Source organism: Gemmatimonas aurantiaca (assembly GCF_037190085.1).
In the GTDB taxonomy this organism is placed as follows: Bacteria; Gemmatimonadota; Gemmatimonadetes; order Gemmatimonadales; family Gemmatimonadaceae; genus Gemmatimonas; species Gemmatimonas aurantiaca_A.
In genome coordinates this window covers 294,689-308,797 of the sequence record NZ_JBBCJO010000004.1, presented here as the reverse complement: position 1 = coordinate 308,797, position 14,109 = coordinate 294,689, and the positions used below count along the sequence as shown (strand labels likewise).

Below are 14,109 nucleotides of genomic sequence, written 5' to 3'. Positions count from 1 at the left end.
GATGGACAGGCTGTGATGCAGGACGACCTGCTGCTCTACTACGAGCGCGAGCTCACGTATCTCCGGAAACTCGGAGCCGAATTCGCGCAGCAATACCCGAAAGTCGCCTCGCGTCTGCAGCTCGAAGCCACGCGCTGCGAGGACCCGCACGTCGAGCGGCTGCTCGAGGGGTTCGCGTTTCTCACGGCGCGTGTGCACCGGCGACTCGACGACGATTTCCCGGAAGTCAGCGAGTCGTTGCTGGAGATGCTGCATCCGCAGATCGTGCGCCCGCTTCCGGCGATGTCCATCGTGGAGGTGGCGCTCGATCCGGCGCAGGGACGTGCCCCCGAGGGATTCCATGTGCCGCGGGGCAGTGTGCTGCACACCAAACCGGTGGGCGGCGTGCCGTGTGTCTTCCGCACCACCTACGACACGACGCTCTACCCGCTACGCATCGCGGGCGCGGAGTGGACCACGCCCGATCGTGCCGGCGCCGGTGCGCACGGACGCGAAGCGGTGGCAGCCATCCGCCTCAGCCTGCAGGCCTTCAACGGCGTCTCCCTCGATGCGCTGACCATGAAGGCGATGCGCATCCACCTCGCCGCCGACAGCAATGTCGCCGATACGCTGTACGAGTTGCTGGCGAACAACTGTGTGCAGGTGGTGGTGCGCAATCCGGATCGTCCATCGGCGCCGCCGGTGCTGCTCGGACCGCGCGCCATGCAGCCGGTGGGATTCGATCCCGATGAAGCGATGTTACCGCAATCCAATCGCAGCTTCGCCGGCTTCTCGCTGCTGCAGGAGCTGTTCGCGTTTCCCGAGAAGTTCCACTTCCTCGACATCGTCGGGCTCGGTGATGCCCTGCGCACACTGGGCGCCACCGATCGCGCCGAAGTGGGTCTGCTCATCGGCAGCTTCGAGCGCACCGAACGACGGCAGGCGCTGGAGCTCGGTGTCTCCTCGCGCACGTTCCGTCTGGGATGCACGCCGACGGTCAATCTGTTCTCGCAGTCGGCCGAGCCGATCCTGCTCACCGAACGCAGCTACGAACATCTGGTGGTGCCCGACGCCCGTCGGCGCCTCGAGGTGGAAGTCTGGTCGGTGGACGATGTGCGTCTCATCGAACACGCCGCCCGCACCACACGCACGGTCTCGCCGTTGTACTCCCATCGCCACGACCGGGGAGCCGATGGGACCGAGAGCGGCGATCTGTTCTGGCATTGTGTCAGGCGCAGCTCTGGGTGGCGTACCGACCGGGGCACCGATGTGTACCTCAGCTTCTCCGATCTCTCGGGACAGTTGCGGATTCCCGACCAGGACGTGGCGTCGGTGCACGTCACCTGTTCGAACGGCGACATGCCCAGCCGTCTGCCATTCGGTGCCGACGAACGCGGCGACTTCGAACTGGTGAGCGGCGGCCCCATCCAGCGCATCTCGGCCGTCGTGAATCCCACGCGGGCGGTGCAGCCCATCCTCGGCAAGGCGTTGCTGTGGCGGCTCATCTCGACGCTGTCCCTCAACCATCTGTCGCTTGCCGACACGAGCGGAGACGCACTGCGGGAGCTGCTGCGTCTGCACAACACGACCAACAGTCTGAGCGCGGAACGGCAGATCGATGGCCTGATCGGCCTGCGCACCGAACCGGCGTTCGCCCGCGTGACCGTGGCGCACGGCATGACGTTCGCGCGCGGACGCCGCCTCGATCTCGAATTCGACGAAGAGCAGTTCCCGGGCGGCGGCATGTTCCTCATGGCCAGTGTGCTCGAGCGGTTCTTCGCGCTGTACGCGTCGATGAACAGCTTCACGCAGGTGGCGGTGCGTTCGAAGCAGCGGCGGCGTCAGGTCGTCGAATGGCCGGCCCGCGCCGGATCGCGGACCCTGTTGTGATCGACCACATGGATGTCGCGGACCTGACGTCGGACGACGGCCCCGAGGGCCTGTCGTATACGACGACGTATCTGGAGACCCCGGCACGTGAACAGACCCGGCGGCGTCTCGAGGCCGTGATCGAACGGGAAGGCAGCAGCTTCGAGTTCTTCCAGTTGATCCGGTTGCTGCAGCGCATGTATCCGGATCGCGATGCGGTGGGCGGCTGGTCGGACCCGCGTGGTGAGGTGGCGCGCATGCACGTGCCGCCGACCCTCTCGTTTCCGCCCAGCGAGATCTCTGCCGTCGAGCTCACACCGGCCGCGGCGCGGCGCAAGAAGGACGAACGCAGTCCGGCCCATGTCGGCGTGCGTTTCCTGGGCCTCACAGGGCCCCAGGGCGTTCTGCCGCATGGCTACACCGAGTACGCGGCCGCGCGCGCCCGCGTGCGCGATACGGCATTCCGCGATTTCATCGATCTCTTCCACCACCGGATTCTCTCGCTCTTCTACCGGGCATGGGAACGCCATCACACGGCGGTGGCCACGGAGCGGGGCGACGAAGATCGCATCCACTCGCACCTGCTCGATCTCATCGGAGCGGGCAACCCGGTGGGACAACGCCAGAGCATCCTGCATCGCGACACGCTCGCGTACTACGCCGGTCTGCTCTCGTTGCGTTCGCGTCCCGCACTCGGCCTCGCCCAGCTCGTCGCGGACTATTTCGATGTCGCCGCCACCGTCGAACAGTTCGTGGGCGAATGGCGCACCCTGCCCGATGGGGGTCAGGTGTGCCTCGGCGACGACGATGCGGACGGCCGTCTCGGACAGGCCGTGATCGGCAATGCCGTGTACGACCCGCACGCGCGTATCAGGCTGCGCCTGGGCCCGCTGTCGCGCGCGCAGTTCGACGCCTTTCTTCCACAAGGCAACAATCACGCCCTGCTGCGATCGCTGGCGCGATTTTACGCCGACGACGAGGTGGGCGTCGATGCGCAGTTGGTCCTCGCTCGCGAGGAAACCCCCACCGCGGCGCTGGGCCTCCCATCGGCGCCCCGCCTAGGATTCGGCACCTGGTTGCGCAATCGCACACCGGCCCGGGATCCCGACGATGTGCTGCTGCAGTTGTGTTAGGACCGCTCGGTCCCTGGTAGTGCAGATGTGATAGTGCCGGTGTTGTCGTTCCTCGTGTTGCATCCCCTCCCCGACCTTCTGCTGATGGAGTCGTCATGTCGGTGAATCTTCGCGGCCTGATTGCCAAGCTCAACGCACCGACCCGCAGTGCGGTCGAAGGCGCAGCCGGGCTGTGCCTCTCGCGTACCAATTACGACGTCGAGATCGAGCACTTCTTCGTGAAGCTGCTCGATTCCACCGACAGTGATCTGGCGGCCATTCTCAAACACTTCGGCGTCAACCGGTCGCGGCTGGCCGACGATCTCGCCCGCGCGCTCGATCGTCTGAAGACGGGCAATGCCCGCACGCCCACGCTGAGCCCGTCGCTGGTGAACATGCTGCGGGAAGCCTGGGTGCTGGGTTCGGTGGAATACGGCGCCCCGCGCGTGCGCACCGGACACGTGCTGCTGGCCCTGCTGTCGGTGCCCGAACTGCTGCGCGCGGTGGACTTCACGAAGGAATTCGAGAAGATCCCGGCCGATGTGCTGAAGAAGGACTTCGTCACCATCACCGCTTCGTCGGCGGAGGCGACGGCGGAGATCGGCAGCATCGATTCGGTGGCGGCCGGCGCGAGCGCCTCCGGCGGCAGCGGAACCCCGAAGCCCGGCGCCGGTGGACGCACCCCCAACCTCGATCAGTACTGCGTCGATCTCACGGCCAACGCGAAGAGCGGCAAGATCGATCAGGTGCTCGGGCGCGACTTCGAAGTGCGGCAGGTGGTCGACATCCTCACGCGGCGCCGGCAGAACAATCCCATCCTCGTGGGTGAGGCCGGTGTCGGCAAGACCGCGGTGGTGGAGGGCTTCGCCCGCCGGATCGTCGATGGGGACGTGCCGCCGCCGCTCCGCAACGTGCGGCTGCTGTCGCTCGACCTGGCCATGCTGCAGGCCGGGGCGGGGGTGAAGGGCGAATTCGAGAACCGCCTCAAGGGTCTCATCGAAGAGGTGAAGAACTCGCCCACCCCCATCATTCTCTTCATCGACGAAGCGCACACGATGATCGGGGCGGGCGGACAGGCCGGTCAGAACGACGCCGCCAATCTGCTCAAGCCGGCGCTGGCGCGTGGTGAATTGCGCACCATCGCCGCCACCACGTGGAGCGAATACAAGAAGTTCTTCGAGAAGGATCCGGCGCTCTCGCGGCGTTTCCAGCTCGTGAAGGTGGAAGAGCCCACGGAAGACGTGTGCTGCATCATGATGCGCGCCGTCGTGCCCTCGCTCGAGAAGCACCACACGGTGCACATTCTCGACAGCGGCATGGAAGCGGCCGTGCGTCTGTCGCATCGCTACCTCGCCGATCGCCAGCTGCCCGACAAGGCGGTCAGTGTGCTCGACACCGCCTGCGCGCGCCTCGCGCTCGGTCAGAGTGCCACACCCGGCCCGGTCGAGGACTGCAAGCGCATCCTCGACGATCTCGCCCTGCAGGATCGGGTGCTCACACGGGAACAGACGGCCGGTGCCGATCATCGTGAACGTCTGGCCAGCATCGCCGAGAAGCGCACGCAGGTGGAAGCGCAGCTGGCGGAACTCGAGTCGCGGTGGCTGAAAGAGAAGGATGTCGTGGCGAAGATCCTCGACATCCGCGGCAAGCTCGTGGCCGAAGCGGGCAACGCCGATCAGACGGCGGCCGATGCGCTGCGCACCGAGTACACGCAGGCCGTAGCCGAGCTGGAAACGCTGCAGGGCGAGAACCCGCTGGTGCGGCCGTTCGTCGATGCCTCCATCGTGGGTGAGGTGATCTCCGGCTGGACCGGCATCCCCGTCGGCAAGATGATGAGCGACGAACTCGGCACCATGCTCGAACTCGAGAAGCACCTGGGCGCGCGGGTCATCGGTCAGGATCACGCGCTCGTGGACATCTCCCGTCGCGTGCGCACCAGCAAGGCCGGCATCGAGGATCCCAACAAGCCCAAGGGCGTGTTCATGCTCGTCGGCCCGTCGGGTGTGGGCAAGACGGAAACGGCGCTTGCGCTGTCCGACATGCTCTTCGGTGGTGAGCGCAACATCATCACCATCAACATGTCGGAGTTCCAGGAAGCGCACACGGTGTCCACGCTCAAGGGTTCCCCCCCGGGGTACGTGGGGTACGGCGAAGGCGGTGTGCTCACCGAAGCCGTGCGTCGCCGCCCGTACAGTGTCGTCCTGCTGGACGAAGTGGAGAAGGCGCACCCCGACGTGCTCGAGCTCTTCTTCCAGGTGTTCGACAAGGGCGTGATGGAAGACGGGGAAGGCCGACAGATCGACTTCAAGAACACGATCATCATCCTGACCACGAACGCCGGCACCGACACGATCATGAAGCTCACGGCCGATCCGGAAACGCTGCCGTTCCCGGATGCGATGGCCAAGGCGCTCAAGCCGGAACTCGACGGGGTGTTCAAGCCGGCCTTCCTCGGCCGCATGGTCATCGTACCGTACTATCCGGTGCGCGACGAGAATCTCAAGCAGATCGTGCGCCTCAAGGTGGGCAAGATCGCCCGCCGACTGCGCGAAACGCACAAGCTCGAACTGCAGCACGACGAGACGCTCATCAATCAGGTGGCGGCACGCTGCACGGAAGTGGAAAGCGGCGCCCGCAACGTGGACAACATCCTCAGCAACACCCTGCTCCCCGAGATCTCCCGCCTACTGCTGGCATCGATGGCGGAAGGTGCACGTCCTTCGGCGCTCCGCGTGGGCGTGGCCGAAGACGGGGACTTCACGTACGAAGCGGTGAGCAGCGCCTCCGCGTGAGGCGCTGACCACTGTCTGGACTCTCACCGAGGATGCGCTGAATGGAATGGTCCCAGGCCAACCGTCCGTTCCGTCTCAATACGCCGCTGGGCACCGACGTCCTGCTCCTGGTGTCGTGGGAGGGTGAGGAGGCGATCTCCTCACTCTTCCGCTTCACCGTCATCGCCTGGAGCAAGAAGACGGACATCCAGCCGAAAGACCTGCTGTTGAAAGGGGTCTCGCTGGATCTGAAGTTGCCCGACGGTTCGGATCGCAAGATCTGTGGCGTGGTCAGTCGATTCGTCCGCGGTGGCATCGTGGCCGAGGGCCACATGTCGTACCTGCTGGAGATCGTGCCGCCGCACTGGGCGCTCACGCTCGACAACAGCTTCGACATCTTTCAGAACAAGACGGCGCGCGATGTCTGCGACGATCTGCTCAAGGGCACGCCCCACGAGTGGAAGCTCGTCCGCACCCTCGACCCACGCCCCTACTGCTTCCGCTATCGCGAGAGCCGTTGGACGTGTGTCTCGCGCCTGCTGGAGCAGGAAGGCATCTGGTATCGCTTCGATCACAAGGGTGGCGAGGCCAAACTGGTACTCGGCGACAACACGGCGTCGGCCCAGGAGGCATGGGGCGTCACGGATCTGCAGTATCATCCCGACGTGGTCGGAGGCGATTTCAGCAGTCCGTATGTCACCGAGCTCAACTCCGAGGCCTACCCCTACACGGCCAAGACGCAGATCCGGGGGGCCAGCGAATTCCTGACGGGCAACAACCTGCTGGGTGAAACGGGAGGCGCTTCGAGCGTGTTCTCCCCACCCGCCGATCTGCTCTGGTACGATTTCGATCAGCAGTTGACGGCCCATCACACCGGCATCAATCACTCGGGCGGCGAAACACCCAGTGATGTCAGCAAGTTCCAGCCCGATACCAAGACCTACTCCCGCATCGGACAGGAACGGTCGGAAGCGGAGGCGGTGCGCTATCTGGGACGTTCGCGCTATGTGGGACTCGAAGTGGGCGCCAAGGCGACGATCAAGGGACGTGCCGACACGGCATTCAACGGCGCGGTCTTCATCACCCGCGTGCAGCACAGTGGATCGAACGGCGCCTATCACACCGATGGTGCGCAGTCCTCATACGAGAACAGCTTCGAAGCCATTCCCGGATCCACACCCTACCGGCCGCCCCGTCGCACGCCGTGGCCGCGTGTGTCGGGGGCGCACGTGGGAACCGTGGTGGGGCCGCAAGGCGAGGAGATCTTCACCGACAAACACGGTCGCGTGCAGGTGGTGTTCAAGTGGGACATCGAGAACTCCACCAAACTCGAACGATCGTGCTGGATCCGCGTGGCCCAGTCGTTCGCGGGCCAGCAGTTCGGCATGGTGTTCCTGCCCCGCATCGGCCACGAGGTGATCGTCGATTTTCTCGACGGCAATCCGGACAATCCGGTGGTGGTGGGCAGTCTGTACAACAGCGCCAATCTGCCGCCGTGGCCCTTGCCGACCAACAAGACGCAGAGCGGTGTGCGCACCAAGAGCACCCTGCAGGGTGGTGCGGACAACTACAACGAGCTGCGCTTCGAGGACAAGAAAGGCAGCGAGCAGATCAACGTGCAGGCGGAGAAGAATCTCGACACCCTCGTCAAGAACGACGAGACCCGCAACGTCCAGCACGATCGCACCACGACCATCAAGAACAACGAAACGAAGACGGTCAAGGAAGGATACGAGCACACGACCATCGAGAAGGGCGAACAGGTCATCAAGGTGCTTGACAACAACCGGACGCTACACGTCGAGAAGGATCACACCGTCACGGTGAACGGCAACGAAGCCATCACGGTGAAGGGCAACCGTGATCTCACGGTGAAGGGCAATCAGTCACACGCGATTTCCGGCGACGACACGGTCTCGGTGAAGGGGAAGCAGACCATCACCATCACGGGCAACGAAGCCATCACGGTGGAGCAGGGCAATCAGACGCTCACGGTGAAGATGGGCAACATCGACACCAAGGCGGATCTCGGGAACATCTCCTCCAAAGCCGCGCTCGGGAAAATCACGCTCGAAGCGATGCAGAAGATCGAACTGAAGGTGGGAGCCAACTCCATCGTCATCGATCAGACCGGCGTCACCATCAAGGGCATCATGGTGAAGGTGGAAGGTTCCGCGATGGCACAGATGAAGGCGCCGATGACGCAGGTCAACGGTGACGCGATGGTGATGGTGAAGGGCGGCATCACCATGATCAACTGAGACGCCGATGACGACGCCTCCCGTGATCGCTCCCGATCCGTTCGCCGCCTATCCGGCGCCCGTGCGCTGGCTCCTCGAGCGCGCGGCGCCCGACGACGATGCCATCGCCCTGCTCGATCCCCATCATTCGCTCGACGCGCTCTACGGCGCGTGGACCGCACAATCGCTGTTTCCCAGCGCCCTCCGGCTCATCGTCGGGGTTCTGCCATCACGCGAGAGTGTGTGGTGGGCCTGGGTGTCGGCGCGGTATGTCACCCAGGCCGAAGGGGGCACGCCCGCCACGGCCGATGTGCACAAGACTCTCAGTGCCATCGAACAGTGGATCGTCCGCCCGGAAGACGATGCCCGCCGCGCCGCGTGGGATGCCGGTACGGCCGCTGGTATGGACACGCCGGTGGGCATGATCGCCGCCGCCGTGTTTCTGAGCGGCACGTCGGTGGCTCCCGCCAACATGGCCCCGGTACCGCCACCACCGGGCGCCGCCATGCCGCTCGTGGCCGGCGCCATCCTGCTGTCCGCCGCCTCCGTGCAGAAGCCGGAGCAGATCGTCCCGACCATGTCGGCGTTCGCGGCGCAGGGCTTGGAGATCATCAAGCGACTCGGCGGCTGGGATCCGGCACTGCAGCTCGCCTACGACACCCACCAACGTCTGCAGCACGAGTACACCCGTGCCACGACCCCTGCCCCCACGAGGTGATCCATGCCTCCCGCCGCACGTGTGACCGACATGCACGTCTGCCCCATGCAGACGCCCGGCGTTCCACCGATTCCGCACGTGGGCGGCCCCATCGTCGTGCCAGGCGCTCCCACGGTGCTGGTCGCCGCACTGCCGGCCGCAACCATTGGCAGCATGTGCGTCTGCGTCGGACCTCCGTCCAGCGTCATCAAAGGCTCCGCCACCGTACTCATGTGCAGCAAGCCTGCCGCGCGACTCGGTGACAACACCGCACATGGTGGTACGATCGTGTCGGGTGCCCCCACCGTGATGGTGGGCGGATGACGCCAGCGCCGTCCGCCGAGCTGCTCACGTTCGCTCGGGTTCACCGCGCGTTCACTGCCCGGCGGACGGCCCCCGATACTCACACCCCGACGTACACGTCTCCCGCACGATCACGGCCGAGAGCGCTGGCAGCGCCGGCGTGAGCTGCTCCCAGATCCAGACGGCCAGTCGCTCGCTGGTGGGATTCTCCAGCCCCGGAATGTCATTGAGATAGTGGTGGTCGAGCCGGTCGTAGATCGGCGCGAACGCCCGCTTGATGTCCGCAAAGTCCATCACCCAGCCCAATGTGGGGTCGAGTGGTCCGCGCACCCGCAGTTCGATACGGAACGAATGCCCGTGCAGACGCGCGCATTTGTGACCGGGCGGTACCTGGGGGAGCCGGTGAGCGGCTTCGATGGTGAATTCCTTGTAGATCTCGCAGATCTCGAGCGGGGCGGTCATCCGCCAATTCTAGCGGTTCCCCGCCGCAGTCGGGTATCCTTGGTGTCGACCCGCATCAAGCCGTTCTTGCCCATCGCTCTGCGCTCCCGTCGGCACCTCGCTCCACTGGCCCCCGGACTGCTTCTGCTGTGCGCCACCAGTCCGGCCTCCGCCCAGCCCACCGGGGTCCGGGTCGCCCCCGCCCCCGCGTCCACCGCCTCGCCGGAATTCGTGCGCCAGGCACTCCTGGTGGCGCCATTCCGGCCCGACAGCACACCCGCAGGGTTGGCCAACGTCTCACGAGACCTGTCCGACGTCCTGCGGGATCGACTCGGCAAGCGCATCGATGGCCGCGAAACACAGCTGCTCGAGTCGTATCACCTGCGGAATATCCTGCTCGAGTCGGGATACCCCCGCAACGCGATCCTCGGCGATGTGGAATTGCGCCTGATGGCGCGAAAGGTGCGCGCCGATGAAGTGGTCTTCGGTCGGGTCATGCGGCAGGGCAATACCTACGTGGTCGCGGGACGGATGGCCCGACTGCGCAACTGGGAGATGCAGCAACCGCTGCCCGTGGTGCGCGGCACCACCGTGGCACAGGTGGCGGAGCGACTCGCGGACGAAGTGGTGAAGGCCCGGGCCCAGTTGCAGGGACTGCGCCGGTGCGAAAACGCGCTCGAGAAGCGCGACAAGGCCATGGCGGCACGGGAAGCCACCCGCGCCATCCAGGCCTATCCGCAGGCCGTGATCGCCCGCGATTGCCTGCTGTCCGCGTTGTTCGACGGACAGACCGGCGCCGATTCGATTCTCACCGTCGCCAACGACGCGCTCCACATCGACAGTACCAACACCTACGCGGCGGTCGCGCGAGCCAATGCGCTCGAAGCCCTTTCACGGCGCGCGGAGGCCTTGGCGCAATGGAGTCGCATCTACGCCGCGCACGACGATTCGCTGTCGCTGGCCACGGTCGTCGTGGAAGCCCAGCTCCGTCTGCAGCGCCCCGACGATGCGATGCACAATGCCCGCGCCCTGGCCGAACGCTTCGGCAACAACGCCGAACTGCAACGCCTGGTGTTCCGTGCACAGACCGCCCTCGCGCAGTGGCACGACGCCGCCGTGCTTGGCGATTCGCTCGAACTGGCCGACAGCACCTTCCGCGCCGATTCCAACTACGCCACCCGGTTCGTGGAGGCACTGCGTCAATCGGGCGATTCGCTGGGCGCGCTCGAACTCGTCGTCCGCAACGTGCGACGTTTCCCCGGTGATTCGCGGCTCTACCTGCAGTATCTGCAGTTGCTGGGCATCGAGAACGGCGTGGCCCTGCAGCGCGGTCTCGAACGGTTTCCCGACGTGTCCACGTTGAATGTGATGGCCGCCAGTGCCGCCAGACGCTCCGGCAACCGCACCGCGGCCATACGCGCCACGCAGGAAGCCATCCGGAAGGACTCGTCGCTGACCCCGCAGTATCTCCAGCTTGCCGATGCCTTTTTCGAGCAGCAGCAACCCGACAGCGCATTCGTGACGCTCCTGCTGGCACCACGCCATGGCGACCAGGCGGAAATACTCCGGGGCTACGTGGTGGCCCGGGGCGTCACGTTGCTGCGAACGGCCAGTGATTCCGCGCCGGCACTGCAGCAGACGGCCGTCCGCATGCTGGTACTGGCCGACAGCATCGCCTCGCGGGAAGACACCCGGTCCTATCTGGCGGCGGCAGCGTTGCAGGCGTCCCGTGCCCAATTGGTGACGGCCAGCCGTTCCCGGACCTGTGTCGATGTGCGATCATCCGAAGAGACACTCCAGCTCAGTGCCGACGCGATTGCCCGCGGGCTCGGAGAAGGGGCCAACGCCGCGGAAATCAGCGCCGCCTACGAGGCGATGCGCGTTGCCGTCGAAAACGCCATCCGGTCACTATGCAAAGAGCCGTAGCCTCCTCATCGTTTCTCACCGAACGCCACCTGCGGTTGGCCATCGCTGCCATTGCCATGACGGCGCTCGCGCTGCTGGGCACCGGCTGTGCTTCCACTCCCGCACCACAACCCGAGTCCACGCCGGTGCAGGTGGCGCCACCCGAAACACCGGCTCCAACCGTGAGCGATGGAATGCCTCCGGGGTTTGCCGACGCATTCGGCGCCGCCGATTTCCGGGCACGGGCGATCGCGTTCCATCAGCAGTGTGTCCCCACGGTTGCGCGCCTTCGGGCCGCAGGCCGCTTCGGAGCCGCGGCGTCCGCGCCGCGTCTGATTTTCTGTGAACGCGATGCCGACGGTGTGCCTGTCGGCGGCGTGTTCGATGTGGACAGCGCGTTCCGCACACCCCGACGACTGACTGCCGTACGCCTCGATGGAGATCGCCCCAAATACCTGTCTCCGCTCGATACCGCCCAGATCCTGCAACGCGCCCGCCTCGCACGTGATGTGAACCGCGCGGTCACACCTGCCTGGAACCGGCTCAAGCGTCCCTTCACGGTGATTCCGTTGACACTCGCGGATGGCACGCACGAAGGCTGGGTGATTCCACGGGCAACACGGGCCAACGCCATCGTTTTTGGCGGTGATGCGGCGTATGTGTCTTCGTCTGGTACGTCGGGTGGTGCGGGAAGTGGTGCGTCGGCTGGGAATGCGCCGGCGGTGCGGCAGATCGTGGACCGCACCAAGACGTGGATGCAGGTCGCGCTTCCCGCCAAAGGACCGGTGCGTATCACGAGTGCCGAACCCAGCGTGGCGGCGGTCTCCGACCTCGCGTCGGCGCGCTATCTCACCGACCTCGGCCGGGAGGTCACGGTGACGACGGCAACGGCATCGAGCATCCTCGTTCCGGGGCTCGATCCGGCAACAGGAGCGCGTGTCGTCTGGAAGCACACACCGGTGCGGTGATCGGCGGGGATTGCCGGTGATTGATCGACCGCTGTGTTCAGGCAACGGAAAACCAGATCGATCCGATCAGCGACGACGCCTTTCGCTCACGCCGTGCCAGATGGCGTACAGGCCGAATGCCAGCAGAGCGGCACCGGCGATCTTTCCCTGAAACACGGCGAGCGGGTTTCCCACCAACACCACCGCCCACAACGCACGCGTCAGCAACCGGCGGCGTCTGGCCTGCAATGAGGGTGCGGGAACAACCGACGGAAACTCGGCGGCCCGTTGCAGCTGCGATTGCCCCCAGACGCCCATCGTAATGGTGAGCAGCAGCAGAATGCCCGGAACGACCAGATCGCCATTGGGTGTGCCGGGAATGATCCGCAATGCGTGAATCGCCGACACCGTGAGGCCGATGCCCACACCCACCGTGGCGATCGCGGCGCGTGAGACATAGTCGGGGCGGGGATGGGCGGTCTGCCCGTAGGCAGGGATGTCTGTCGTCATGGGTGGGTTCCTCGGGATGGTGAACGTCGGATCGATGTGTCCTTGGGTGTTCTTGGGTGTTCCTGGGTGTCCGTACATGGTCTTTGCATGGACCTGCGCGGACCTGCATGTCGGTCTTTTGATCCCGCCTTCAACTGACGTACCATTTGATCAGTGTGGTGATGAACAGCCATACGCCCCACAGGATCAACACCGTCCACATCACCTGCCTGCGCGTGATTTCCCGGACCATCATGCCGGTGCCATACGCCACGAGCCCCACTCCATACAGCTTGATCGCATCGAGCTGCAAGAGGATGTGATGCAGAGGACGATTGCTCGTTTCCGGGACGAATCCGGCAAAATTGGTCAATGTCTGACTGGCGGGCTCGACGTTCATATCGAGCAACGCATCGCTCAGCAGTGCGACCAGGAGCGCGCCGAGTTCCGTCACGAAGCCGACGCACAGCACGACGGCAAGCACCGATCGTGGACGAAAGCGTCCTCCTCTCATCCACAACGCGCCCATGATGGAGAGCGCGATGACGGCATAGAGCACTGCCACGATCAGCGATTGCACCCCGAGGTTGATCACGATCCGGTCGAGCCTTCGCGCGGCGGGATACTGTGCGATCAGCCAGCACGTCCGACATGCTGCTATACACAGCAGCGGAATCCAGAGATGGATGCCCCTGGCGATGGCCTCGAATCCCGCGCGTGGGCTCACGAGCACATCGATGGTCGCATCCACGCTACGGGCGAGGGTTCGTTCAGCGACAGCGCTGGTGCGCGCCTCGTCATGAGCCGCGTGATGGGTAGGCATGATGGGGTTGACCGGATGGAGATGGTGAACGGATCGGCGGCCGGAGCCGGATGGCATCACCGATGACCGGTCATCGGTGATGCGGTACCTGGCTGTCAGGTCATTGCCGGGCAGCAGCCGATGGTCGATGCCCAACAGGACCCATGCCACAGCGTGTGTTCGCACCCCATGCAGCTGAACATCTTGGTCAGGGCATCGAAACACCCTCTCTCGGTGAGCATTCCTTCCCCTCCGTGCGGCTCCATGTCTTCGGCGGGGTTCATGACGCCGGCGGGGTGAGTGGGCAGGGAAGCGCGGATATCCGCGCTGAGTTCTTCGCGAAAGTGCGGGTCTTTCCAGGCCCGTACGGTGATATCGGACGACATAGGTACCTCCGGTGGAATTGGCGCTGCGTTGGATATGCCGGCACGCAGCGGGGACTACGACGGGAAGCCGGCTCCCGGGTTCGTTGCGGCATCGTGTGATCCTGATCGTGCCTTCCAGGCCGCTTGGGGTTTGCCTGGAGTCTGCTGGGGTTTGTTTCGGCTCTGCAT

General features: G+C 65.1%; 12 protein-coding genes. 8 read left to right on the top strand and 4 right to left on the bottom strand.

What is annotated here, in order from left to right; genetic code table 11:
- The first annotated feature begins 15 nt into the window (after positions 1–15).
- The 6 genes from tssF to WG208_RS05470 all read left to right on the top strand — a co-directional run bounded on the left by tssF (position 16) and on the right by WG208_RS05470 (position 8,992).
- Positions 16–1,869: a type VI secretion system baseplate subunit TssF gene (gene tssF, locus WG208_RS05495; protein ID WP_337170332.1), complete on the top strand. Its 1,854-nt coding sequence runs from the start codon at positions 16–18 to the stop codon at positions 1,867–1,869.
- The gene (gene tssG / locus WG208_RS05490) at positions 1,866–2,981 is read left to right on the top strand and encodes a type VI secretion system baseplate subunit TssG (RefSeq protein ID WP_337170331.1); all 1,116 of its coding nucleotides are present in this window, start codon (positions 1,866–1,868) and stop codon (positions 2,979–2,981) included. Before tssF ends, tssG begins: the two co-directional genes overlap by 4 nt.
- 95 nt (positions 2,982–3,076) lie before the next feature.
- Positions 3,077–5,752 carry a type VI secretion system ATPase TssH gene (gene tssH, locus WG208_RS05485; RefSeq protein WP_337170330.1) on the top strand — a complete coding sequence of 892 codons (2,676 nt, stop codon included), beginning with the start codon at positions 3,077–3,079 and terminating at the stop codon, positions 5,750–5,752.
- Positions 5,753–5,793: 41 nt separating this feature from the next.
- On the top strand, positions 5,794–7,992 hold the full coding sequence (gene tssI, locus WG208_RS05480; RefSeq protein ID WP_337170329.1) for a type VI secretion system tip protein TssI/VgrG: 2,199 nt from the start codon (positions 5,794–5,796) through the stop codon (positions 7,990–7,992).
- Positions 7,993–7,999: 7 nt separating this feature from the next.
- Complete coding sequence (locus WG208_RS05475) at positions 8,000–8,689, top strand: hypothetical protein (RefSeq protein ID WP_337170328.1); 690 nt, start codon at positions 8,000–8,002, stop codon at positions 8,687–8,689.
- A 3-nt stretch (positions 8,690–8,692) separates the two neighbouring features.
- Positions 8,693–8,992: a PAAR domain-containing protein gene (locus tag WG208_RS05470; protein WP_337170327.1), complete on the top strand. Its 300-nt coding sequence runs from the start codon at positions 8,693–8,695 to the stop codon at positions 8,990–8,992.
- Between the two features lie 51 nt (positions 8,993–9,043).
- Here the strand turns inward: WG208_RS05470 and queD are convergent, their stop codons facing one another.
- The gene (gene queD, locus WG208_RS05465) at positions 9,044–9,433 is read right to left on the bottom strand and encodes a 6-carboxytetrahydropterin synthase QueD (protein WP_337170326.1); all 390 of its coding nucleotides are present in this window, start codon (positions 9,431–9,433) and stop codon (positions 9,044–9,046) included.
- Between the two features lie 42 nt (positions 9,434–9,475).
- Between queD and WG208_RS05460 the strand changes: the two genes are divergently transcribed.
- Both WG208_RS05460 and WG208_RS05455 read left to right on the top strand, forming a co-directional pair.
- Positions 9,476–11,338, top strand: a complete 1,863-nt coding sequence (locus tag WG208_RS05460) for a hypothetical protein (RefSeq protein WP_337170325.1) — start codon at positions 9,476–9,478, stop codon at positions 11,336–11,338.
- Complete coding sequence (locus WG208_RS05455) at positions 11,323–12,285, top strand: hypothetical protein (RefSeq protein WP_337170324.1); 963 nt, start codon at positions 11,323–11,325, stop codon at positions 12,283–12,285. The genes WG208_RS05460 and WG208_RS05455 overlap by 16 nt, the downstream gene beginning before the upstream one ends.
- A gap of 66 nt (positions 12,286–12,351) precedes the next feature.
- Here the strand turns inward: WG208_RS05455 and WG208_RS05450 are convergent, their stop codons facing one another.
- The 3 genes from WG208_RS05450 to WG208_RS05440 all read right to left on the bottom strand — a co-directional run bounded on the left by WG208_RS05450 (position 12,352) and on the right by WG208_RS05440 (position 13,941).
- Positions 12,352–12,774: a hypothetical protein gene (locus WG208_RS05450; RefSeq protein WP_337170323.1), complete on the bottom strand. Its 423-nt coding sequence runs from the start codon at positions 12,772–12,774 to the stop codon at positions 12,352–12,354.
- 130 nt (positions 12,775–12,904) lie between these two features.
- The gene (locus WG208_RS05445; protein ID WP_337170322.1) at positions 12,905–13,576 is read right to left on the bottom strand and encodes a hypothetical protein; all 672 of its coding nucleotides are present in this window, start codon (positions 13,574–13,576) and stop codon (positions 12,905–12,907) included.
- Positions 13,577–13,671: 95 nt separating this feature from the next.
- Positions 13,672–13,941 (bottom strand): mersacidin/lichenicidin family type 2 lantibiotic, encoded by a 270-nt coding sequence (locus WG208_RS05440; protein WP_337170321.1) that lies wholly within the window; start codon positions 13,939–13,941, stop codon positions 13,672–13,674.
- Positions 13,942–14,109: the final 168 nt, after the last annotated feature.

Excerpts from the sequence above, each read along its gene's own strand:
- WG208_RS05445 (WP_337170322.1), bottom strand. The coding sequence starts at position 13,576 with ATGCCTACCCATCACGCGGCTCATGACGAGGCGCGCACCAGCGCTGTC.
- WG208_RS05455 (WP_337170324.1), top strand. The coding sequence starts at position 11,323 with ATGCAAAGAGCCGTAGCCTCCTCATCGTTTCTCACCGAACGCCACCTG.
- WG208_RS05440 (WP_337170321.1), bottom strand. The coding sequence starts at position 13,941 with ATGTCGTCCGATATCACCGTACGGGCCTGGAAAGACCCGCACTTTCGC.
- queD (WP_337170326.1), bottom strand. The coding sequence starts at position 9,433 with ATGACCGCCCCGCTCGAGATCTGCGAGATCTACAAGGAATTCACCATC.
- WG208_RS05470 (WP_337170327.1), top strand. The coding sequence starts at position 8,693 with ATGCCTCCCGCCGCACGTGTGACCGACATGCACGTCTGCCCCATGCAG.
- tssF (WP_337170332.1), top strand. The coding sequence starts at position 16 with ATGCAGGACGACCTGCTGCTCTACTACGAGCGCGAGCTCACGTATCTC.
- tssI (WP_337170329.1), top strand. The coding sequence starts at position 5,794 with ATGGAATGGTCCCAGGCCAACCGTCCGTTCCGTCTCAATACGCCGCTG.
- tssH (WP_337170330.1), top strand. The coding sequence starts at position 3,077 with ATGTCGGTGAATCTTCGCGGCCTGATTGCCAAGCTCAACGCACCGACC.
- WG208_RS05475 (WP_337170328.1), top strand. The coding sequence starts at position 8,000 with ATGACGACGCCTCCCGTGATCGCTCCCGATCCGTTCGCCGCCTATCCG.
- WG208_RS05450 (WP_337170323.1), bottom strand. The coding sequence starts at position 12,774 with ATGACGACAGACATCCCTGCCTACGGGCAGACCGCCCATCCCCGCCCC.